Annotated in this window: 20 protein-coding genes and 1 pseudogene; 7 read left to right on the forward strand and 14 right to left on the reverse strand. The window is 61.5% G+C overall.

The window, feature by feature from the left end:
• Positions 1-16: 16 nt before the first annotated feature.
• Positions 17-1,324, forward strand: a complete 1,308-nt coding sequence (locus AB5975_02205; protein XDR20789.1) for an NAD(P)/FAD-dependent oxidoreductase — start codon at positions 17-19, stop codon at positions 1,322-1,324.
• Between the two features lie 79 nt (positions 1,325-1,403).
• On the opposite strand, the gene fadD1 is transcribed toward AB5975_02205, so the two are convergent.
• A complete protein-coding gene (fadD1, locus tag AB5975_02210; protein ID XDR20790.1) occupies positions 1,404-3,101 on the reverse strand; it encodes a long-chain-fatty-acid--CoA ligase FadD1 in 1,698 nt (565 codons plus the stop codon).
• A gap of 332 nt (positions 3,102-3,433) precedes the next feature.
• Positions 3,434-5,122 (reverse strand): long-chain-fatty-acid--CoA ligase FadD2, encoded by a 1,689-nt coding sequence (gene fadD2, locus AB5975_02215; protein ID XDR20791.1) that lies wholly within the window; start codon positions 5,120-5,122, stop codon positions 3,434-3,436.
• A 218-nt stretch (positions 5,123-5,340) separates the two neighbouring features.
• On the opposite strand from fadD2, the gene AB5975_02220 reads away from it, so the two are divergent.
• Both AB5975_02220 and AB5975_02225 read left to right on the forward strand, forming a co-directional pair.
• Complete coding sequence (locus AB5975_02220) at positions 5,341-6,285, forward strand: lysophospholipase (GenBank protein XDR20792.1); 945 nt, start codon at positions 5,341-5,343, stop codon at positions 6,283-6,285.
• A gap of 34 nt (positions 6,286-6,319) precedes the next feature.
• A complete protein-coding gene (locus tag AB5975_02225; GenBank protein XDR20793.1) occupies positions 6,320-6,790 on the forward strand; it encodes a MaoC family dehydratase in 471 nt (156 codons plus the stop codon).
• 64 nt (positions 6,791-6,854) lie between these two features.
• On the opposite strand, the gene AB5975_02230 is transcribed toward AB5975_02225, so the two are convergent.
• The 5 genes from AB5975_02230 to AB5975_02250 all read right to left on the reverse strand — a co-directional run bounded on the left by AB5975_02230 (position 6,855) and on the right by AB5975_02250 (position 9,855).
• Entirely contained in the window at positions 6,855-8,093 is a 1,239-nt protein-coding gene (locus AB5975_02230; protein ID XDR20794.1) for an RNA polymerase sigma factor, read from the reverse strand.
• The gene (locus AB5975_02235; GenBank protein XDR20795.1) at positions 8,093-8,578 is read right to left on the reverse strand and encodes an SRPBCC family protein; all 486 of its coding nucleotides are present in this window, start codon (positions 8,576-8,578) and stop codon (positions 8,093-8,095) included. Before AB5975_02235 ends, AB5975_02230 begins: the two co-directional genes overlap by 1 nt.
• Positions 8,579-8,599: 21 nt before the next feature.
• Positions 8,600-8,944, reverse strand: coding sequence for a YciI family protein (locus AB5975_02240; GenBank protein XDR20796.1), 345 nt, complete (start codon positions 8,942-8,944; stop codon positions 8,600-8,602).
• Between the two features lie 44 nt (positions 8,945-8,988).
• Positions 8,989-9,414, reverse strand: a complete 426-nt coding sequence (locus AB5975_02245) for a nuclear transport factor 2 family protein (GenBank protein ID XDR20797.1) — start codon at positions 9,412-9,414, stop codon at positions 8,989-8,991.
• 183 nt (positions 9,415-9,597) lie between these two features.
• The gene (locus AB5975_02250; protein ID XDR20798.1) at positions 9,598-9,855 is read right to left on the reverse strand and encodes a DUF2790 domain-containing protein; all 258 of its coding nucleotides are present in this window, start codon (positions 9,853-9,855) and stop codon (positions 9,598-9,600) included.
• Between the two features lie 354 nt (positions 9,856-10,209).
• Between AB5975_02250 and AB5975_02255 the strand changes: the two genes are divergently transcribed.
• Positions 10,210-10,578 (forward strand): GNAT family N-acetyltransferase, encoded by a 369-nt coding sequence (locus AB5975_02255; protein XDR20799.1) that lies wholly within the window; start codon positions 10,210-10,212, stop codon positions 10,576-10,578.
• Here the strand turns inward: AB5975_02255 and def are convergent.
• The 3 genes from def to AB5975_02270 all read right to left on the reverse strand — a co-directional run bounded on the left by def (position 10,533) and on the right by AB5975_02270 (position 12,361).
• A complete protein-coding gene (def, locus tag AB5975_02260) occupies positions 10,533-11,069 on the reverse strand; it encodes a peptide deformylase (GenBank protein ID XDR20800.1) in 537 nt (178 codons plus the stop codon). The genes AB5975_02255 and def overlap by 46 nt on opposite strands.
• Entirely contained in the window at positions 11,066-12,025 is a 960-nt protein-coding gene (locus AB5975_02265) for a YihY/virulence factor BrkB family protein (GenBank protein ID XDR20801.1), read from the reverse strand. Before AB5975_02265 ends, def begins: the two co-directional genes overlap by 4 nt.
• A 156-nt stretch (positions 12,026-12,181) precedes the next feature.
• On the reverse strand, positions 12,182-12,361 hold the full coding sequence (locus AB5975_02270; protein XDR20802.1) for a CsbD family protein: 180 nt from the start codon (positions 12,359-12,361) through the stop codon (positions 12,182-12,184).
• A 242-nt stretch (positions 12,362-12,603) separates the two neighbouring features.
• On the opposite strand from AB5975_02270, the gene AB5975_02275 reads away from it, so the two are divergent.
• Both AB5975_02275 and AB5975_02280 read left to right on the forward strand, forming a co-directional pair.
• The gene (locus tag AB5975_02275; protein ID XDR20803.1) at positions 12,604-14,076 is read left to right on the forward strand and encodes a nitrous oxide reductase family maturation protein NosD; all 1,473 of its coding nucleotides are present in this window, start codon (positions 12,604-12,606) and stop codon (positions 14,074-14,076) included.
• Between the two features lie 128 nt (positions 14,077-14,204).
• Positions 14,205-14,585: a hypothetical protein gene (locus AB5975_02280; protein XDR20804.1), complete on the forward strand. Its 381-nt coding sequence runs from the start codon at positions 14,205-14,207 to the stop codon at positions 14,583-14,585.
• On the opposite strand, the gene AB5975_02285 is transcribed toward AB5975_02280, so the two are convergent.
• The 4 genes from AB5975_02285 to AB5975_02300 all read right to left on the reverse strand — a co-directional run bounded on the left by AB5975_02285 (position 14,586) and on the right by AB5975_02300 (position 19,557).
• Positions 14,586-15,422 carry a S1 RNA-binding domain-containing protein gene (locus AB5975_02285; GenBank protein XDR20805.1) on the reverse strand — a complete coding sequence of 279 codons (837 nt, stop codon included), beginning with the start codon at positions 15,420-15,422 and terminating at the stop codon, positions 14,586-14,588.
• A gap of 106 nt (positions 15,423-15,528) precedes the next feature.
• Positions 15,529-17,982: a TonB-dependent siderophore receptor gene (locus AB5975_02290; protein ID XDR20806.1), complete on the reverse strand. Its 2,454-nt coding sequence runs from the start codon at positions 17,980-17,982 to the stop codon at positions 15,529-15,531.
• Between the two features lie 118 nt (positions 17,983-18,100).
• Positions 18,101-19,042, reverse strand: a complete 942-nt coding sequence (locus AB5975_02295; protein XDR20807.1) for a FecR domain-containing protein — start codon at positions 19,040-19,042, stop codon at positions 18,101-18,103.
• The gene (locus AB5975_02300; GenBank protein ID XDR20808.1) at positions 19,039-19,557 is read right to left on the reverse strand and encodes a sigma-70 family RNA polymerase sigma factor; all 519 of its coding nucleotides are present in this window, start codon (positions 19,555-19,557) and stop codon (positions 19,039-19,041) included. The genes AB5975_02295 and AB5975_02300 overlap by 4 nt, the downstream gene beginning before the upstream one ends.
• Before the next feature lie 147 nt (positions 19,558-19,704).
• Here AB5975_02300 and AB5975_02305 point away from each other — a divergent pair.
• Positions 19,705-20,573, forward strand: a pseudogene (locus AB5975_02305) (DUF6279 family lipoprotein).
• Positions 20,574-20,622 lie beyond the last annotated feature (49 nt).

The raw sequence follows: 20,622 nt of genomic DNA on the forward strand, positions 1-20,622 counted from the left end.
ATAACAAGGAACACCCATGAACGCAGCATTGAACAACGGCCCGGCGCAGCGCGCGCCGTCCTACTACACCGCCACCCTCAACGACCACACCGAGTACCCCCAACTCAAGGGTACCGTACAGGTGGATGTAGCCATCATCGGCGGTGGCTTCACTGGCGTAGCCACCGCGGTAGAGCTGGCCGAGCGAGGCCTGAAGGTCGCCATCGTCGAAACCAACCGCATCGGCTGGGGCGCCAGCGGGCGCAATGGCGGCCAGGTCACCGGCAGCCTGTCGGGCGACGAGGCCATGCGCTCGCAGATGCGCAGCCACCTGGGCAGCGAAGTCGATGACTTCATCTGGCGCTTGCGCTGGCGCGGGCACCAGGTGATCGAGCAACGCGTGGCGCGCTATGGCATCGATTGCGACCTCAAGCACGGCCATCTGCATGCGGCGATGAAGCCCTCGCACATGAACGAGCTGCGCGCATTCGAGGCCGAGGCCCGTCGGCGTGGCATGGGCGAGCAGGTGCAACTGCTCGACCGCGCTGCCGTGGCCGAGCACCTGCAAAGCCCGTTGTACCTGGGCGCGTTGAAAAACCTGCGCAATTTGCACCTGCACCCGCTCAACCTGTGCCTGGGTGAAGCCCGAGCTGCGCACAGCCTGGGCGCACTGATTTTCGAAAACTCCGAAGTGCTGGACATCGTCCATGGCCCGCGCCCGGCGGTAGTCACTGCCCACGGCAGGGTCGAGGCACGCCAGGTGATGCTGGCCGGCGACGTGTATCACAAACTGGAAAAGCGCCAGCTCAAGGGCAAGATCTTCCCGGCCATGGGCGGCATCGTCACCACTGCGCCGCTGGGTGAGCTGGCCGAACAGATCAACCCGCAGGACTTGGCGGTGTACGACTGCCGCTTCGTGCTCGACTACTACCGCCTGACCGCCGACAAGCGCTTGTTGTTCGGCGGTGGCGCCAACTATTCCGGCCGTGACTCACGGGACATCGAAGGCGAACTGCGCCCGTGCATCGAGCGCACCTTCCCGGCATTGAAAGGCGTGCCGATCGAGTTCCAGTGGAGCTGCGCCATGGGTATCGTGGTCAACCGCATCCCGCAGTTGGGCAAGCTGTCGGACAACGTGTGGTATTGCCAGGGTTATTCGGGGCATGGCATTGCCACCAGCCACATCATGGGCGAGATCATGGCCGAGGCGTTGACCGGGACGCTGGAGAAGTTCGACACCTTTGCCCAGTGCAAGCATGTGCGGGTGCCGATGGGGGACTTGTTGGGGAACCCGCTGCTGGCGGCGGGGATGTGGTACTACCAGATGCTTGAAAAACTGCGCTGATTTCACCTTCTCTAGAAGTATCTCGGCCAGTGTGAGAGCGGCCTTGCGCCGCTCCCACACTGGCCGTGCAGGCTTCTGATCAGGCGATCTTCTTCAAGCCTTGCTTCTTCAGTTCTTCATCGCGCAATTCGCGGCGCAGGATCTTGCCCACGTTGGTGGTCGGCAGTGCGTCGCGGAACTCGATCTGGCGCGGCACCTTGTAGCCGGTAACGTTGGCACGCATGTGCTCCATCACCTGCTCCTTGGTCACGGTCATGCCCGGCTTGACCACGATGAATACCTTGATCACTTCACCCGACTTCTCGTCCGGCACACCAATGGCTGCACACTGCAGCACGCCCGGCAGGGCCGCCAGCACGTCTTCCAGCTCGTTGGGGTACACGTTGAAGCCAGAAACCAGGATCATGTCCTTCTTGCGGTCGACGATGCGCATGTAACCGTCCGCCTGGATCAGGGCGATGTCACCGGTCTTCAGCCAGCCTTCGCTGTCGAGAATCTCGGCAGTGGCGTCTTCGCGCTGCCAGTAGCCCTTCATCACCTGCGGGCCCTTCACACACAGCTCGCCCACTTCGCCCAGCGGTAGCTCGTTGCCGGCGTCGTCGATGATCTTGCACAGGGTCGATGGCACCGGAATACCGATGGTGCCCACCTGGTTGGCCTCCGCCGGGTTCACTGCCGCCACCGGGCTGGTTTCGGTCATGCCGTAACCTTCGCAGATGGCGCAACCAGTAACGGCCTTCCAGCGCTCGGCCACGCTCAGTTGCAGGGCCATACCACCCGACAGGGTGATTTTCAGCGCCGAGAAGTCCAGGGCACGGAACGCCTCGTTGTTGCACAGGGCAACGAACAGTGTGTTGAGGCCGACAAAACCGCTGAACTTCCACTTGCCCAGTTCCTTGACCATGGCCGGCAGGTCACGCGGGTTGCTGATCAGCACGTTGTGGTTGCCGATCAGCATCATCGCCATGCAATGGAAGGTAAAGGCATAGATGTGGTACAGCGGCAGCGGGGTGATGAGGATCTCGCAGCCTTCGTGCAGGTTCGAGCCCATCAGCGCCCGGCACTGCAGCATGTTGGCCACCAGGTTGCGATGGGTCAGCATGGCGCCTTTGGCCACGCCGGTCGTACCGCCGGTGTATTGCAGCACGGCCACATCGTTGGCCTGCGGGTTGGCCTCGGTAACCGGCTGGCCCTTGCCCAACGCCAGGGCGTCGTTGAAGCGCACGGCTTGTGGCAGGCTGTAGGCCGGCACCATCTTCTTCACGTACTTGATCACGCTGTTGATCAACAGGCGCTTAAGCGGCGGCAGCAGGTCGGCCACTTCAGTGACGATGACGTGTTTGACCTGGGTCTTGGGTACCACCTTTTCGGCCAGGTGGGCCATGTTGGCCAGGCACACCAGGGCCTTGGCGCCGGAGTCGTTGAACTGATGTTCCATCTCCCGCGCGGTATACAGCGGGTTGGTATTGACCACGATCAGCCCGGCACGCATGGCGCCGAAGACCGCGACCGGGTATTGCAGGACATTGGGCAGTTGCACGGCAATGCGGTCACCCGGCTTGAGGTCGGTATGCTGCTGCAGCCAGGCGGCAAACGCCCCCGACAGCGCATACAACTCGCCATAAGTGATAGTCTTGCCCAGGTTGCTAAAGGCCGGTTTGTCGGCAAAGCGTTGGCAGGATTGCTTGAGTACTGCCTGGATATTGGGGAATTCGTCAGGATTGATTTCCGCCGTAATCCCGGCTGGGTACTTATCCTTCCAAAAATTTTCGATCATGGAAGCCCACTCCTTCAGCAACAGCGAAGTTCGATTCACGCGTCGATGCGCTTATTATTGATATGAGATGACGGTTCGTTGCAAACCGGATCATCTGAAAGCGGGCCGAGAGTAACAGCTTTGCCTGGGGTCGCCTAGAGGCCAAAACAGGCCTTGCGGTCACAAAAATGACTCAATGAACAATACAGGTCATTTTTAGAGTTTTTAACCAAAATGTCGCAGATCAGGCTGTAATTGGCCTGTTAGAGCTGTTCGAGGCAATCGCGGGCAAGCCCGCTCCTACAAAGACCGACGTAGGAGCGGGCTTGCTCGCAAAGTAGCCAACACTTACCTCAAGCGATGTCGCGCAACTCCCGTCGCAGAATCTTGCCTACCGGCGTCATCGGCAACGACTCGCGCAGCACGATGTGCTTGGGTACTTTGTAGCCGGTGAAGTTGGCCTTGCAGTAGGCCTTGAGCTCATCCACGCTCAGCCCGCCCTCGCGCGGCACCACGAACAGCTTCACCGCCTCGCCGGAGCGGTCGTCCGGCACGCCGATGGCTGCACAGTTGGCGACCTTGGGGTGGCCCATCACCACGTCCTCGATCTCGTTGGGGTACACGTTGAAACCCGAGACGATGATCATGTCCTTCTTGCGATCGACGATGCGGGTGAAGCCGTCCGGGTCGATCACCGCGATGTCACCGGTCTTGAACCAGCCTTCGGCATCCAGGGCCTGGGCCGTGGCCTCGGGCTGCTGCCAGTAACCCTTCATCACCTGTGGCCCCTTGATGCACAACTCGCCGCGCTCGCCCAGCGGCATTTCGTTGCCGTCATCATCAATGACCTTGAATGCCGTACCCGCCACCGGAATACCCACTGTGCCCAGGCGCGCCAATTGACCATAGGGGTTGGTGCTGGCCACAGGCGAGGTTTCGGTCAGGCCGTAGCCTTCGACGATGCGGCACCCGGTAAGGGCTTCCCAGCGCTCGGCGGTTGCCTTGACCAGCGCCGTACCGCCGGAGTTGGTGACTTTCAGCGCCGAGAAATCCAGCTGGCGGAAACCAGGATGGTCCATCAGCGCAACAAACAGGGTGTTGAGGCCCAGCAACGCAGAGAATCGCCACTTGCCCAGCTCCTTGATGAAGCCGGGAATATCCCGAGGGTTGGTAATCAGCACGTTGTGGTTGCCGGTGACCATCATGCACATGCAGTTCGCGGTAAAGGCATAGATGTGGTAAAGCGGCAGGGGCGCGATCATCACCTCCTGGCCGTCCTTGAGCAGCTTCTGCCCATCGGGGCCGTGCTGCGAGAAGCACGCCAGCACCTGCAGCATGTTGGCCACCAGGTTGCCGTGGGTGAGCATGGCGCCCTTGGCCAGGCCGGTGGTGCCGCCGGTGTACTGCAGCACGGCGATGTCGTCGAGGTTCAGCGGCACGGGCTTGGGCGACAGCCCACGGCCCTCGCGCAGCACCTGCTTGAACGGCACCGCCTGGGGCAAATTGTAGGCCGGCACCATCTTCTTCAGCTTGTCGACCACAGTGTTGACCAGCCAGCCCTTGGCGGTGGGCAGCAGGTCGCCCATCTTCGCCTCGATCAGGTATTCGATACCGGTATCGGGCAGCACTTCCTGCACGCGCTTGCCGAACATGTTCAGGTACACCAGCGCACGGGCGCCGCTGTCCTTGAACTGGTGGCGCATCTCGCGCTCGGTGTACAGCGGGTTGGTGTTGACCACGATCAGCCCGGCGCGCATGGCACCGAACACGGCGATGGGGTACTGCAGCACATTGGGCATCTGCACCGCGATGCGGTCACCCGGCTTGAGGTCGGTGTGCTGCTGCAACCAGGCAGTGAAGGCTGCCGAATGGCGCTCCAGCTCGGCATAACTCAGCGTCACGCCCAGATTGCTGAACGCCGGGCGGTCGGCAAAGCGCTTGCAGGAGCGTTCGAACACCTCGACGACCGAGGCGTAGGCGTTGATGTCGATGGTGGAAGGCACGCCCGCCGGGCGCTTGTCATTCCAGAATTCGGCTTGCATTTATTATTGTTCCTCTGCCTGGACCTGCACTGCGTCCTTTTGTCCTCTACCCGATTGCCTGCTGGCAAAAAGGCGTTGATCCGACGTTAGCAGGTAAGCCCAAGGCGGCATATACGCCAAGTGCCGCCATTAACATTGTGAATCTTATTTGTGCCCTTCCTGCAATCCGGCCGGTTGTGCATACACTGTCCGGGTAACCGCGCGCACAAGGACCCGCCATGCCCCACGACGCCTTCTGGCTACCCGCCAGCGAGCACTGCAGCCTGTACGTACACCAATGGCTGCCGGCCACGCCAGTAAAGGCCGTGGTGCTGCTGGCCCATGGCATGGCCGAGCATGCCGGGCGCTACCAACGCCTGGGGCATGCCCTGAGCGAGGCCGGCTTTGCCCTGTTCGCTGCCGACCAACGCGGCCACGGGCGCACCGCCGAACAGGGCAGCCTCGGCCTGTTCGCCCGCCATCATGGCTGGAATGCCGTGGTCAACGACCTCGGACGCGTGGCCCAGCACATCGGCCAGCAATACCCGTGCACGCCACTGTTCCTGCTTGGCCACAGCATGGGTAGCTATATCGCCCAGGCCTACCTGTTGCACCACAGTGGCAGCCTGCACGGGGCGATCCTCAGCGGCTCCAACTACCAGCCGGCGGCGCTGTACCGCGTGGCACGGCTGATTGCCCGGCTTGAGGCCTGGCGCCAAGGGCCGTTGGGTAAAAGTGCACTGATCGAGTGGTTGTCGTTTGGTTCGTTCAACAAGGCCTTCAAGCCCAACCGCACAGCATTCGACTGGCTCAGCCGCGACCCCGGCGAGGTCGACCAGTACGTCAACGACCCGTTGTGCGGCTTTCGCTGCAGCAACCAGCTGTGGTTGGACCTGCTGCAAGGGTTGGCGCAGATCAGCCAGCCGAGTAACCTCGCGCAGATCGACCCCAACCTGCCAATACTGGTAATTGGTGGCGAATGTGATCCGGTCAGTGCTGGCAAGCGTCTTACCCATCTGGCCGACGCCCTGCGCGCGACCGGCAATCGACATGTACGGCTACGCGTCTATCCTGATGCGCGGCATGAAGTACTCAACGAAACCAACCGTGACGAGGTCACCGCCGATATTCTCGGCTGGCTTGAACAGGCGCTGGCCCTTGGCCGCCCTGTGCGCAGTGAATGATAGCCGCCCTCGCCCAACGCTTAAGGAAGCACCGATGTCCCAGGTCACCAACACGCCTTACGAAGCCCTCGAAGTCGGCCAGAAAGCCGAGTACAAGAAGTCCGTCGAAGAACGCGACATCCAGCTGTTCGCTGCGATGTCCGGTGACCACAACCCGGTTCACCTGAATGCCGAGTTCGCCGCAAAGAGCATGTTCCGCGAGCGGATTGCCCATGGCATGTTCAGCGGCGCGCTGATCAGTGCTGCAGTGGCCTGCACCCTGCCTGGCCCTGGCACCATCTACCTGGGCCAGCAGATGAGCTTCCAGAAACCGGTGAAAATTGGCGACACCCTGACCGTGCGGCTGGAAATTCTCGAGAAGTTGCCCAAGTTCAAGGTGCGCATCGCGACCAATGTGTACAACCAGAACGATGAGCTGGTGGTCCAGGGTGAAGCCGAGATCCTGGCACCGCGCAAGCAGCAGACCGTCGAGCTGGTGTCGCCGCCGAATTTTGTGGCTAGCTGAAAACTGATAAGCCAATACCGGCCTCTTCGCGGGCAAGCCCGCGAAGAGGCCGGTATCGCCAACATCATTCAATGAGTTTCAACCGCTGCTCGATATGCCGCCGCTCCGGCGCCTGTCGGGTCAACGCCAGTGCCTGCCGCCAGGCCGCACGCGCCTCCTCCATTTGCCCCAGCTGATAATGCAGCTCGGCCCGCGCCGCATGCGCCAGGTGATAGTCCAGCAGTTCACCCCGCGCCAGAATCCCTTCGACTACCCGCAGGCCAACCTCCGGCCCATCTCGCTTCGCCAGCGCCACCGCCCGGTTCAACTCCACCACCGCCGACGGCCAATGACGCTGCAACACGTCATAAAGCCCAACGATCTCAGCCCAATCTGTCTGTTCAGCCGTTGCCGCTTCGGCATGCACGGCAGCAATCGCCGCCTGAACGGTATAGGCGCCAAACGCCCGGCTCTGCAGGGCCTGGCGCACCAGTTCGCAGCCCTCTTCAATGCGTGGCCGGTCCCACAGGCTGCGGTCCTGCTGTTCCAGCACCACCAGGTTGCCCTGGGCATCGATACGTGCCTGCTGCCGGGACGCCTGCAGCAACATCAAGGCCAGCAGGCCGACCGCTTCCGGGTCGGGCAGCAACTGCACAAGCAACCGCGCCAGGCGAATGGCTTCATCACTGAGGTCCTGCTGCAGCAGTGCCTCGCCCGATGACGCCGAATAGCCCTCGTTGAACACCAGGTAGATCACCCGTAACACGCTATCCAGGCGCTCGCGCAGTTCGTTCAGTTCCGGCACTTGATAAGGGATGCCGGCCTCGCGGATCTTGGCCTTGGCGCGGACGATGCGCTGGGCAATGGTGGCCGGGCTTTGCAGGAAGGCACGGGCGATCTGCTCGGTGGTCAGGTCGCACACTTCGCGCAGGGTCAATGGCACCTGGGCGTCAGCCGACAGTGCCGGGTGGCAGCAGGTAAAGATCAGCCGCAGGCGGTCATCGGCCAGCAGTTCGTCATCACTGGGATCCTGCGCCTGGCCTTCGAGCAGCATGCTCAGGTCTGCCTGGGAGCGGTCGAAACGGGCGCGTCGGCGCAACGCATCAATAGCTTTGAAGCGCCCGGTGGAAACCAGCCATGCCCTTGGGTTATCGGGTATGCCGTCGCGCTGCCAGCGCTCGACGGCGATGAAGAAGGCATCATGCATGGCCTCCTCGGCCAGGTCGAAGTCACCCAGCAAGCGGATCAACGTCGCCAGGATGCGCCGCGACTCACGCCGGTACACCGCCTCGACTTCGGCGCGCACCTGCGCCAGTGCCGTCATCAGTCGGGCATCCGCTGGGTCACCACCTCCACCAGGCGGTCCAGGCTTTCTCCCCAGCCCTGGTGGAAGCCCATTTCCTCGTGGGCACGGCAGTCAGCGGCAGTCCAGTGCCAGGCACGGGCGGTATAGCGAGTTTTGCCTTGTTCCTCGTCAAAGCTGATCACGGCAGTCATGAAGGCCTTGTCCGACGGCACCCAACCGGGGCCGAAGGCATCGGTGAACACCAACCGGCGCGGCGCGGCAATTTCCAGAAATACGCCCTGGTTCGGGTACTCGCTGCCATCCGGGGCCCGCATCAGGGTGCGAAACAGGCCGCCGGCCCATAACTGCATCTCGCACTCCGGGGTGGTCATGCCGTGCGGCCCCCACCACTGCATCAGCCACTGGGGGTCGGTCCAGGCACGGAATACCTTGGCCGGTGGTGCGTCGATCAGGCGGCTGATGGACAACTCGTGTTGCGCTTGCGCAGTGGGTGCAAGGCTCATGCTGGTTGTTCTCCTTGGCTATCAGGGTTGCAGTTCGCGCACCGGGCGCACCTCAACACTGCCAACCCGCGCGGCAGGGATGCCCTTGGCGATATTCAGTGCTTCGTTGAGGTCGCGGGCCTCCACCAGGTAAAAGCCGGCCAGTTGCTCCTTGGTTTCGGCGAAGGGGCCATCGGTCAGGCTCATGTGCCCCTTGCGCACGCGCACCGTGGTCGCCGTTTGCACCGGCTTCAACGCCTCGGCCGCCAGCATGCGCCCAGAACCGTGAATGGTTTCGGCGTAAGCCATGCATTCGGCGTCTTCCGGGCTGTCGGGAAGGCTGTGCAGCAACCCCTCGTCACAATAGACCAGGCACAGGTATTTCATGGTCACCTCCAGAGCATTGGCAAAGTGCGTTTGGCGATAACGGCTCAGGGCTTGAGATCGAACAGGGCTTTTTGCGTTTCCATGTCGAACGGTGCCGACCAGTGCTCGTGGATCACCTGCCACTGGCCACCTTGACGACGATAGCCCACGGTGGCGCGCATGAAGCCGCACTGGCTTTCGTCATCCCCCGGCCCGCAGCGGTTTAGCCAATGGGCCAGGGCCAGGTCGCCAGCGGCGTGCACGGTGAGTTCGGCAAGCTCGAAGACCATGGGGCCCGTGCACATGTTCATGCACATTTCCCAGTGCGCGGTGTAGGGGGCCTTGCCTTTGAATTGCAGGGACTGGATGGCATCGAAGGCGACAATGTCATCGGCATAGGGGGCGGTGATGTTGGGGATGTCGCGATCGCGCACGGCCTGCATCCAGCGCTCGATCAGTTGGCGGATCTCGGTTTCGGCTGCGGTGCTCATCGGGGTTCCTCCGACAGGACAATGGGTTTGGGCACGGCGTGGAGCGTACCTTCACCTATTGTCGAACGATGTCTGAAGGAATCGACATGGCTTGTAGAAAATTCTGAAAGGTGATGGCTCCATCGCCGGCAAGCTGGCTTGCCGGCGATGGAGCCATCACCTAGTAGAATGGATATTTGTCGATCAGCCCTGCTGGCAACCCTCACCCATGGCTCGGTACTGGATGGTGTGCACCTGGCCCTGGTGGTCTTCGTAAGTCATGGTCGCAGGTACCACCTCGCAGACATTGGGGATGGTCGACAAGTTGATCACCCGCTTGATGTCCAGGTTCATGGAGTAGTCGTACTGCTGGGCCACAGGCTGGCTGGAGACGGGTGTGACCTCATCGGCAAGGGCGAACGAGGACATACCGACCAATGCAAGAATCAGTAATGGTTTCATGTGGGTTTGCCTTTTGAGCATTCAAGCTGATCGATTGACTTCTATTGCCGTATCCGGCGCGGAGAAGTTGCCATCTACGGTGAAGATGGCACGAAGTACCGATCCCGCTTCGTACTGCCAGGGGGGACGAGTAAAATTCTACTCCCGGCCAGCAATAGTTGAACCCCAGAGTCGGATATTCACCCTTGCCGGTTTTGCAACAATCTGCGACAAAGTGGCCGCAAATCATCAGGCCAGAGCCTCTGGCCACGTTTCAGGGTAGGGCTCGCCATTTCTGAAAAAATGTCCTGTTCGAAACTTTCGGACATAGAACGCCGTTTACTGGACCACTTTTATCGCCAGCACGGCTCACGCATGCGCGCGGCAAGCGACGCCGAACTGTGGGTAGCAAGGGCCCCAGGCATCATTGCCGGGCTGAGCCTGAGTGCGGTGGGTGAGGGTTTCTGGCTGACCGGCCTGTTCGTCGACCCACAGCAGCGCAGTCAGGGGGTGGCAGCACGGTTGGTGGAGGCGGCGCTGGTACAGGCTCGCAGGCCTGTCTGGCTGTTCTGCCATCCCGACCTTGTCCCCTTCTATCAGCGCCTGGGTTTCGACCTGGCTCAACAACTGCCAGAAGCCTTGGCCGGCCGCCTGCAACGCTACCAGCGCAGCAAATGCCTTGTCGCCTTGCAGCGGGGTCAGTCGTCGCTGACCTCAAGCCCAGGGAACAGCACCTCGGTGTAACCAAACTTGGCAAAGTCCTGGATACGCGAGGGGTACAGTCGGCCAATCAAGTGGTCGCACTCGTGCTGCACGACCCGCGCATGGAAGCCGTCGGCAAAGCGGTTGATCGGGTTGCCCTGGGGGTCGATGCCTTCGTAGCAGATATGCTTGAAGCGCGGCACCACGCCACGCAGGCCGGGCACCGAGAGGCAACCTTCCCAACCGTCCTCGACCTCGCTGGAGGTCGGGGTGATGACCGGGTTCAGCAAAATGGTCTGCGGCACCGCCTCGGCATCGGGGTAACGCTCGCTGCGCTCGAAGCCGAAAATCACCAGTTGCAGGTCGATGCCGATCTGCGGCGCGGCCAGGCCCACACCGCCCACATGGCGCATGGTTTCGAACATGTCGTCGATCAGTTGCTGCAGTTCGGCAGTGCCGAGCATGTGCTCAGGCACTGGCGGGGCGATGCGCAGTAGGCGTTCATCGCCCATCTTGAGAATGTCACGGATCATCGGGGGTTCGGCTCGACGGTATGAGGCTCGCTCGGGTTCGGGTGCTCGTGGCCCAGTACCGTCAAGGTTTCCTTGGGCTTTTCCCCGTCGAAGTCTTTTTCGCCCGGGTTCTTGCCTTCGGCTGACATGTGCTCGATCACCGCATTCATTTCGGCGCCGAGCAGCAGCACGGCGGCCGAGATATAGAAATACAGCAACAGCACGATGATTGCACCAATGCTGCCGTACATGGCGTTGTAGTCGGCAAAGGTCTTCACGTAATAGGCAAAGCCCAGTGAGGCCACGATCCACACCACCACCGCCAGCACCGAGCCTGGGGTGATGAAGCGAAACTTCTGTTTCACGTCGGGCATCACGTAGTAGATCAGCGCCACCGCCACCATCAACAGGATGATGATCACCGGCCAGCGCAGGATGGTCCACAGGGTGACGATGAATTCCTGCATACCGATCTGGGCAGCGATCCACTCCATCACCTGAGGGCCCAGCACCATCAATGCCGCGGCCGCCAGCAGCATACCGGCCAGGCCCACGGTGTAGAAAATGGACAGCGGGATGCGCTTCCACACCGGGCGGCCTTCAGGCACGTCGTAGGCGGCGTTCATGGCGCTCATCATCAGGCGCACGCCGGCAGAGGCAGTCCACAAGGCAATCACGATACCTACCGACAACAGCCCGCCCTTGGACTGCTGCAGCTGGTCGATTACCGGGTTGACCTGCTCCAGCGCCTGGGGCGGTAACACCAGTTCCGACTGCAAGCGCAGCCAGGAGAAGAAGTCCGGCAAGTGCAGAAAGCCGATCAGGGCAATCAGAAACAACAGGAAGGGGAACAGCGAGAACAGCGCCTGATACGCCAGCGCTGAGGCATAGGTGGACATCTCGTCGTCGAGGAATTCCTTGACGGTGCGTACCAGCACGCGGTGCAGGGGCAGGCCGCGCAGGTCGGGGAAAATCATAGCGTCTCCTTTCGCCGCTTGATCATTACAACAGGCAAGTCTAATAGACCCTGTCGTTGCTGTGCTGCTCCCGGCCATGATTGAAGAATTTGCTTACGACAGTGCCGCCCCCTTTGCGGGCTTGCCCGCGAAGGGGGCGGCACAAACCACCTCGAATCAAGGCTTTTTCACCGCATCCTTCAAATTGCCCTTGATTTGCTGCGCCTCGCCTTTGAGTTCCTGTGCCTTGCCCTCGGCCCGCAGCTTGTCGTTGTCGGTCACCTTGCCGACTCCCTGCTTCACGTTGCCGATCGCTTCGTTGGCCAGGCCTTTCGCTTTGTCTTTGGTACCGCTCATGGCAAAACTCCTGCAAATGGAGACACGTGGACCGTGTCGACAGTAGGTGGACCCAACGCCTTCATCAGGAGTTTCAACGAATTTTCCTTCCATAAGCCGAGCGGTAAATCTGCGGGCGAATACCGCACCCAATCGCCACCGCGCCCCTGCGCAGTCAGTACGGCTGCCCTAGAATCCCCGCAAACGTCCGCCCGAAGCAGGCGGACACTCGATAAGAACAATGTTTTCGGATACCCACACCCATGCGTTTGATGCCTGCGCTGGTGGCCTTGCTGCCACTGCTCCCCTTGCCCACCCTGGCCGCCGCACCGGCCAGCCCCGAAACCCTGCGTGTCGAGCGTTATGCCGACGACGGCCAACCCGGCTCGCTGCGCTGGGCCATCGAAACCAGCAACCAGAACCCAGGCCACTACCGCATCGATATTGCGGCCGTGGGCAAGCCGCCCTATGTCATCCGCCCCAGCCGCGCACTGCCGGAAATCAAAGGCCCGGTACGTATCACCGGCCTGCCCTGGGCACAAAACGGCCAATACATCGCCATCGACGGCTCGGCCTACATCAAGGACCAGGGCGTACACACCTGCCCCGGCGCCCTGCCCGGCCAGTTCGGCACCAACGTGCGCACCACCACCAACCCCGGGCTGGTGCTGCGTGACACCCAGGGCGTGCACCTGAGCGGCCTGGAAGTGCGCAATTTCTGCATCGGCATCCTGGTCAACCGCGCAAGCTACAACGTGATCGAAGACAACCGCATCGTCGCCAACAAGGGCGGCGCGGGCATCATGCTGACCGGCGACGACGGCGCCGGTAACCCCACCGCCACCACCACGAACAACAACAAGGTGCTGCGCAACCAGCTGATCGACAACGGCGACGGCCTGGAGCTGACCCGCGGTGCGGCGTTCAACCTGGTGGCCGACAACCTGTTCCGCTCCACCGCAGCCAACCCTGAGCCCTCCCAAGGCATCGAGATTCTGCTGGGCAACGACAACAGCGTGGTGCGCAACCGGTTCGAAAACTACTCCGACGGCCTGCAGATCAACTGGGGCAAGCGCAATTACCTGGCGGCCAATACCTTCAGCGGTAACTCGATCGGCGTCAGCGTCACCGGCGAGGGCAACATCCTCGACGGCAACCTGATCCACGGCAACCGCATCGGCGTGGCCCTGCGCCCGGAGCCGGACATTACCGCCACGCGCCTGAGCGCCAACCGCATCTGGGGTAACAGCCAGGACATCCGCCGCTGCGAGGCCGGCGGTTCATGCGTGCCCGACCAGCACACCGGCGCCATCGTGTTTGGCGTGCCGGCCCAGGCGCATGCGCTGTATGTGGGGTCGCGTGGGGTGGGGGCCGACCTTGCCAAGCAAGACCAGGCGATCATCTGCGATGCCAAGGGCGAGCCCAAGCCTTGCCAGCCGCTACCCAACCATAACCAGCAGGCACCACGGCTGTTAGCGCTGGAAGGCAATGTGTTGCGTGGAGAAGTGCAGGGGCCGGCGTCGAGCCTGCTGCGGGTGGAGTTCTTTGGCAATGCCGAGGCCGATGGCACCGAGGCGCAGCAGTACCTTGGGGACGTGCTGGTGAACAGCGACCCGCAGGGCGAGGCGCGGTTTGCGCAGGTGTTGGAGAATATGGGCGAGTTGCGCAGCTTTACTGCGACGGTGACCACTGCCGATGGGGCAACGTCTGAATTGAGCCTGCCGGTTCGCCGGTGAAGTACCGGCCCTTTCGCAGGCTTGCCCGCGAAAGGGCCCGCATACGCACCGCACGTTACAAGCCTTGCCCCGCCCGGTGCCACCCCTCACAATGCAGGCCTTCATAGCGTCAACCCGCAGGAACCTGCATGAAACTCGACAAACCCGCCGCCATTGCCCGGCGCAACGAAGCACTGGCCCGGCCGGTGCTGACCAGCAGCAATACCCTGTTCGCCATCCTCGACCGCAAGCGCAACCTGTGGTGGTTCGAAGTGCCGGTGGCGCTGCTGCGCAAGGGCCAGCCCGACTGGGTCAACTTGCTGCTGCACAACCCAGAAAGCGATGAGCTGCAGCACCTGAAGGTGCCTACCAACTTCCTCAAAGCTCACCAGGAGCAAATGGAAGTGCGCAACCCCGGCAAGCGCCGCTCGACCATCAGCCTGGCCCTCAGCGCCGACCGCGACTCGCTGCTGCGCGACACCCGTCCCGGTGGTGAGCAGCTAGACTTCCGTACCTTCGTGCAGGCCTGATCAGGCCTTTTCGATCCGATCGTCATGGATGACGATCAGGCCCTGCTTGAACAACCCGCCAATGGCCTTCTTGAAGTTGCCCTTGCTGACGTTGAACAGCTTGCTGATCAACGCAGGATCGCTCTTGTCACACACACCCAACACCCCGCCTTCGGCCTCCAGGCGCGCCATGATCTGCTCTTGCAGGGTGTCTGCCAGGGCCGCGCCGACCGGCTGCAGGCTCAGCGAGATCTTGCCGTCCGGGCGCACTTCCTTGATGAAGCCCTTCTCGTGCATGCCCGAGCGCAGGCACTTGAACACCTCGTTCTTGTGGATCAAACCCCAGTGGCGGTTGTTGATGATGGCCTTGAAGCCCATCGGCGTTTCGCCGGCCACCAGCAACTCGACCGGCTGGCCAACCTTGTAGTCGGCCGGGGTAACGTCGAGGTAGCGGTCCAGACGCGAGGTGGCGGTGATGCGGCGGGTGCGCTTGTCGAGGTACACGTGCACCACGCAGTAATCGCCGATCTTCAGCGGCCGTGCCTCTTCCGAGTACGGCATCAGCAGGTCCTTGGACAGGCCCCAGTCAAGGAAGATACCGGCACCGTTGATGTCCTTGACCTTGAGGCTGGCGAACTCGCCCACCTGCACCTTGGGCTTCTCGGTGGTGGCGATCAGCTGGTCTTCGCTGTCCAGGTAGATGAACACGTTCAGCCAGTCATCGACCTCGGTCTCGGCGTTTTTCGGGATATAGCGCCCGGGCAGCAGGATCTCGCCATCGGCGCCGCCGTCCAGGTACAGACCGAAGTCCACGTGTTTCACGATTTGCAAACTGTTGTAACGCCCAAGCAGAGCCATTTCCGATGATCCTCAAGACAAGGGGGCTATTTTCCGGATAGACATGGGGTGGTGTCAAAGCTTCCGGACGGTTGCCCCTTTGCGCTTGAGCTTTTGGGGCGCTGGATCAGAAATCGTAGCGCAGGTTCAACATGGCGTTACGCGGTGCACCGTAGTGCCCGTAGTTGCCAGCAAAGCCCGCATAGTACTTTTCGTCGAACAGGTTGTTGATATTGAGGGTGGTGCTGAGGTGATCGGTGACTTGGTAGCGTGCCATCAGGCTGGCCACATAGTAGTCATCCTGTTTAGCCCGAGTCTGGTAGCGGCTAAAGTACAGTGACGTACCCGAGTTCCAGTTGACGCCACCGCCGACGGTGAGCTTGTCCCATTCGCCAGGCAGGCGGTAGGTAGTCCAGAAACGCAACGTGTCTGTGGGCAACTGGGTCAGCTGGCGGTTGCCATCGGAGTCTTCGGTACGGGACCAGCTGTAGCTGGATTGTACGCTCCAGCCTGGCAGTACCTCGCCGGAAAGCTCCAGGTCGACACCTTTGGTTTCGGCACCACTGACAGCTTTATAGGCGATGTCGCTGGTACCTGGAATCGTCTCGCCCGTGGCAACACCCAGATTGTCACGCTTGATGTAGTAGATCGCGGCGTTGGCATTGAGGCGGCGGTCGAAGAACTCACCCTTCCAACCGGCCTCGTAGTTGGTGCCTTCCACGGGATCCAGTGGTTTGTTGTCGATGTCCCGGTTCGATTGCGGTTTGAAAATGTCGGTGTAGCTGACATAAACCGATTGCTCAGGCGTCAAGTCGTAGACGATGCCGGCATAGGGTGTGACCACGCCACGTTCGCGCATTCCATACACGGTAGGGTCCCGTTCGGGGATGGCATTGAGCACCTTAGAGTAATAGTTGTATTCGTAGTTGCTGCCGCGCGCCCCCAGGATCACGTGGAGATCATCGGTGAAGTTGAGGCGTGTTGCCGCAAAGTAACCGCTTTGCCGTGAGTTGATGTTGAAGTCCAGCAGTGGCGTGTAGCTGGCCGGTTTCGGCAGTTCGTTATCCCACGTATCGAAATCGAAACCTTGGGTGCCGCCGGTGTAGGAAAAGTGCGTGTTGTCATATTGCTGGTAGTTGTAGCCGATTATCAGCTCGTGGGTCTGTCCAAACGCTTGAAATGGCCCTTGCAGGGTCACGTCCACCCCTTTTTGGGTCTGGTCAGCCCACGATTTCCCTCGCTCAGCGTTAGCACGGTTGGTTGCCGGGTCCAGGCTGGAGGTCAGGCTGTTGGTTGCGTAGTAGGCTACGCCGACGTCCCGGTCTACGTCCATGTAGTTTGCGGCCACTTTCAACTGCCAATCGTTGGCAAGCTGCTGTTCGACATTGATGGTGTAGTTGAAGGTTTCATAGTCATCGTAGGCCCAGCGTGCCCCGGCGCTGGTCGAGCGCGAGAAGTTGGTTTGCTGGCCATTGTTGTACATCAAGGGTACGCCAGGGGCGCCAGTGGCCTTGTAGGTCTGATAGTCGACGCCGAAACGCACCAAGGTGGTATCGGTAACATCGGCTTCGATGACGCCATAGGCAATGTTCTTATCCTGGCTGTACCAGTCCATGAAGGTGTTGTTGTCCTGCTTGGCAGCCACGAAGCGGCCACGCAGCTTGCCGCTGTCGATCAGCGGACCGGAGACGTCTGCTTCGAGGCGGTTGTAGTCCCAAGAGCCGATTGTGCCTTGCACGTAGGATTGAAAATACGCAGTCGGGCGCTTGTGAATGACGTTGACTACGCCGCTGGGGTCGCCTGCACCGGTCATCAGGCCGGTAGCACCACGCACAATTTCCACGTGGTCGTACAGGGCCATGTCCAACAAGGTGCCAGGCATGGTGCGTGTCTGGTTTTCCTGCGTCGTGGTCACCCCATCAATCTGGTAAGTATTGATCTGGCTGCCGCGTGAATAGATATTGAAGCGCTCGCCGCCGTCCTGGGACATGGTAATTCCGGGGGCCTGTGTCAGCACTTCGCTCATGGTATGCAGTTGCTGGTCATCCATGCGCTGGCGGGTAATGACGCTAATCGTCTGCGGTGTCTCTCGAATCGACAGGTTCATCTTGGTCGCCGTATTGGTCGACCCGGTCGTATAAGACCCCGTCCCTTCCGTCGTAGCCCCCAGGCCCGAGGCATTGATGCTGGTTGCGCCCAGCTCGAGTGCGCCATCCTTCGTACGCGGCAAAAGCAGGTAATTTCCATTACTGGCGGCCATCACCTGTAGATCGCTCCCTGCCAGCAACCGGGCAAACCCTTGGTCGACACTGTATGTCCCCTGCAAACCCGTACTGTGCTTACCCTGGGTCAGCTCGGCCTCGAACGACAGCACCACCCCGGCATCGCTGGCAAAGCGGCTGAGCACCGCGCCCAATGGCCCGCTGGCAATGGCATAGCTGCGAGTGGCTTCGACGGCACGGGCCTGCCCTGCCGCACTCAGCGGATGAATCACCGTGGCCTGCAGCAGCAAGGCGGCACTGAACATGGCAACGACGAGGGGTTTTCTGGGGTAGCAGTGAGGGGTAACGCGGCGTGGCATGAGGGGCTCCTTCAAAGGCCTGTGGTGGCGGTTTGCAGGAGGGGTCGTGTGAAATTGGAAAACCGACAATGCAAACGAGAAATATTTTTAAAAACGATCTGCTGCCCCAATGACAGTTTCAGGCCAAAAGCCGCACCCTCACCCAGAATCGCGTGCGGGTCTCGATCCGCACCGGCAGCGCCTGGGCAATCGCCTGCAACGCGCGCGCGGTATCGTCCAGCGGGAAGGCCCCAGACAGGCGTAGATGGGCAACCTCCTTGGCACACTCGATAAAGCCGGGGCGATAGCGCTGCAACTCATCCAGCACCTGGCCCAGCGGCCAGTTGTCGATCACCAGCCGGCCATTCACCCACTCATCCCGATTGGGGTCGAGCACTTGTGGCGCAGGCAGTGGCCCGGAACCAAAGCGCAGGCTCATGCCCGCCTCCACCCGCAACGGCTCGGTCTCTGGGCGGTTACGCACGGCAACGGCATGTTCCAGCACGTCCAGTTCGGTCTGCCCGTCCAACTGGCGCACGACAAAGCGCGTGCCCAGCGCACGCATCTCGCCCTGCTGGCTGCGCACGCTGAGTGGCCGTGCATCCTTGGCCGTGGTCACCATGATTTCTCCAGCGCGCAGGATGATCAGCCGCTGCTGGTGGTCATAGCGTATGTCCACGGCACTGGCCGTGTTAAGCGTGAGCTGTGTGCCATCCTCCAACCGCAGCTGGCGCCGTTCCCCCGTAGCGGTGCGTACATCGGCCAGCCACAGTGGCGTCTGGCGGTAGCCGGTCCAGGCCAGGCCCGACACGCCAAGGCCTAGCACCAGGCCCTTGAGCACAGTGCGCCGGCCAGTCAACGGCTGTTCCACCGCCAACGTTCGTTGTGCCACAGTCGACGGCACGCTGCTCAACTCGGCGTGAAAGGCCTCCAGGCGCTGCCAGGCCCACTGATGAATCGGGTCGCCCTGATGCCAGGCCTGCCAACGCTGGTACAGCGTCTGATAGTCCGCCCCGGCACTCAAGCGGGCATGCCACTGCGCCGCATCACGCAGGGCCTGGCGTTGCTGCGCCGGGCTCACAGTTCGGCATCCAGCGCAAACAGCAGGCACTGCTCGGTGGCCTTGGCGATGTATTTGGTCACCGAACTGACAGACACCCCAAGGCGTTCGGCAATTTCGGCGTAGCTCAAGCCTTCGAGGTGGGAAAGAAACAGCGCCTGGCGCACCTTGTGGTTCAAGCCATCGAGCATGGCATCGAGTTGCAACAGCGTTTCCAGCAGCAGCACCCGTTGCTCGGGTGACGCCTCAACCAGTTCTGGCTCCAGCGCCAAGGCTTCCAGATAGGCCTGCTCCAGCGAGCGCCGGCGCAAATGGTCGACCATCACCCGCTTGGCCACCGTCGCCAGAAAATGACGCGGCTCGCGCAGCGGGTGGGCCACCGTGCTGGCGATCAGGCGCAGGAACGTGTCATGGGTCAGGTCCGCCGCCCGCTCGCGATCGCCCAGACGCCGGCGCAGCCAGCCTTGCAGCCAGCCGCTGTGGTCGCGGTACAGGCAGTGCATGTCATCGTGCGGTGCAGGCGGGACCTTGTACACGCAATCATCCTTGTAACGATGCGGATAAGAATTAGTCGCAATAATAGTGAGATTGCCGATGGAAGGAAACCGCCATTGCAACGATACGGTGGAACCCTGCGGCTACCCTTACCTCTACCGATTGGTTGCCAATGCAAGGAACAGCACATGCCCCTACGCCTGTCCAAAGCCCTGCTCATCACCATCGGCTTCGCTGCGGCCCTGGCCGCCTGCAGCCGTATCGACCTGGCCTACCGCAACCTCGACCGCCTGGTGCCATGGTCGCTGGGTGATTACCTGGACATGAACCGCGAGCAGAAGGCTTTGCTCGACGACCGGCTCAAGGAGCACCTGGCCTGGCATTGCAAGACTCAGCTGCCCGGCTACCTCGACTGGCTGGACCGGATACGCGGCATGGTCGCCGACGACCAGGTTACCGACCAGGCCCTGCAGCAACGCACCCGCGAGGCCCGCGAAGCGATTGGCCGGGTGGCCGAGGAAATCACCCCTTCGGCCACCGAGTTGCTGCGTGGTATGAGCGACAGCCAGGTAGCGGAGATGCGCGCGGCCTTCCGCGACGACATCAGTGAGCGGCAGAAGCAATACGTGGATACCCCTCTGCCGAAGCAGATCGCCCGCCGAACCGAACGTATGGAAAAACGCCTGACACCGTGGTTTGGCGAGCTGACCCCGGTGCAAAAACAACGTGTGCGGGCCTGGTCCGAAGCGCTGGGCGATCAGAACCGAGAATGGATCGCCAACCGGGCCCACTGGCAGCAGCAATTGCTGTTGGCGATGAACCAACGCAACGACGCGAGCTTCGAGCCGCGCCTGGCGACCTTGTTGCAGCACAAGGAGAGTTTGTGGACACCCGAATACCAGGCGGCCTATCAGAACACCGAGCGGCAGGCGCGCAGCTTGCTGGTGGATCTGGTGCAGCAAAGCACCCGCAGCAGCGGCGGTTCTTACAGGAGCGGTTGGGCAAAGTACGTACCGATTTCAGTGATTTGAAGTGCCTGAAAGGTGCACCCGCCTGAGCTATCACCTTGATGCGGTAGCGGTGTGGCAGCTATCTAACACAAGCAT

This window comes from Pseudomonas putida (genome assembly GCA_041071465.1).
Lineage (GTDB): Bacteria > Pseudomonadota > Gammaproteobacteria > Pseudomonadales > Pseudomonadaceae > Aquipseudomonas > Aquipseudomonas putida_P.

What these genes read in the sequence shown, in the direction of transcription:
- fadD1 (XDR20790.1), bottom strand. Translation starts at nt 3,101, where the DNA reads ATGATCGAAAATTTTTGGAAGGATAAGTACCCAGCCGGGATTACGGCG.
- AB5975_02290 (XDR20806.1), bottom strand. Translation starts at nt 17,982, where the DNA reads ATGCCACGCCGCGTTACCCCTCACTGCTACCCCAGAAAACCCCTCGTC.
- def (XDR20800.1), bottom strand. Translation starts at nt 11,069, where the DNA reads ATGATCCGTGACATTCTCAAGATGGGCGATGAACGCCTACTGCGCATC.
- AB5975_02235 (XDR20795.1), bottom strand. Translation starts at nt 8,578, where the DNA reads ATGAGCCTTGCACCCACTGCGCAAGCGCAACACGAGTTGTCCATCAGC.
- AB5975_02275 (XDR20803.1), top strand. Translation starts at nt 12,604, where the DNA reads ATGCGTTTGATGCCTGCGCTGGTGGCCTTGCTGCCACTGCTCCCCTTG.
- AB5975_02285 (XDR20805.1), bottom strand. Translation starts at nt 15,422, where the DNA reads ATGGCTCTGCTTGGGCGTTACAACAGTTTGCAAATCGTGAAACACGTG.
- AB5975_02255 (XDR20799.1), top strand. Translation starts at nt 10,210, where the DNA reads ATGCGCGCGGCAAGCGACGCCGAACTGTGGGTAGCAAGGGCCCCAGGC.
- AB5975_02270 (XDR20802.1), bottom strand. Translation starts at nt 12,361, where the DNA reads ATGAGCGGTACCAAAGACAAAGCGAAAGGCCTGGCCAACGAAGCGATC.
- fadD2 (XDR20791.1), bottom strand. Translation starts at nt 5,122, where the DNA reads ATGCAAGCCGAATTCTGGAATGACAAGCGCCCGGCGGGCGTGCCTTCC.
- AB5975_02220 (XDR20792.1), top strand. Translation starts at nt 5,341, where the DNA reads ATGCCCCACGACGCCTTCTGGCTACCCGCCAGCGAGCACTGCAGCCTG.
- AB5975_02225 (XDR20793.1), top strand. Translation starts at nt 6,320, where the DNA reads ATGTCCCAGGTCACCAACACGCCTTACGAAGCCCTCGAAGTCGGCCAG.
- AB5975_02230 (XDR20794.1), bottom strand. Translation starts at nt 8,093, where the DNA reads ATGACGGCACTGGCGCAGGTGCGCGCCGAAGTCGAGGCGGTGTACCGG.
- AB5975_02245 (XDR20797.1), bottom strand. Translation starts at nt 9,414, where the DNA reads ATGAGCACCGCAGCCGAAACCGAGATCCGCCAACTGATCGAGCGCTGG.
- AB5975_02205 (XDR20789.1), top strand. Translation starts at nt 17, where the DNA reads ATGAACGCAGCATTGAACAACGGCCCGGCGCAGCGCGCGCCGTCCTAC.
- AB5975_02250 (XDR20798.1), bottom strand. Translation starts at nt 9,855, where the DNA reads ATGAAACCATTACTGATTCTTGCATTGGTCGGTATGTCCTCGTTCGCC.
- AB5975_02240 (XDR20796.1), bottom strand. Translation starts at nt 8,944, where the DNA reads ATGAAATACCTGTGCCTGGTCTATTGTGACGAGGGGTTGCTGCACAGC.
- AB5975_02265 (XDR20801.1), bottom strand. Translation starts at nt 12,025, where the DNA reads ATGATTTTCCCCGACCTGCGCGGCCTGCCCCTGCACCGCGTGCTGGTA.
- AB5975_02280 (XDR20804.1), top strand. Translation starts at nt 14,205, where the DNA reads ATGAAACTCGACAAACCCGCCGCCATTGCCCGGCGCAACGAAGCACTG.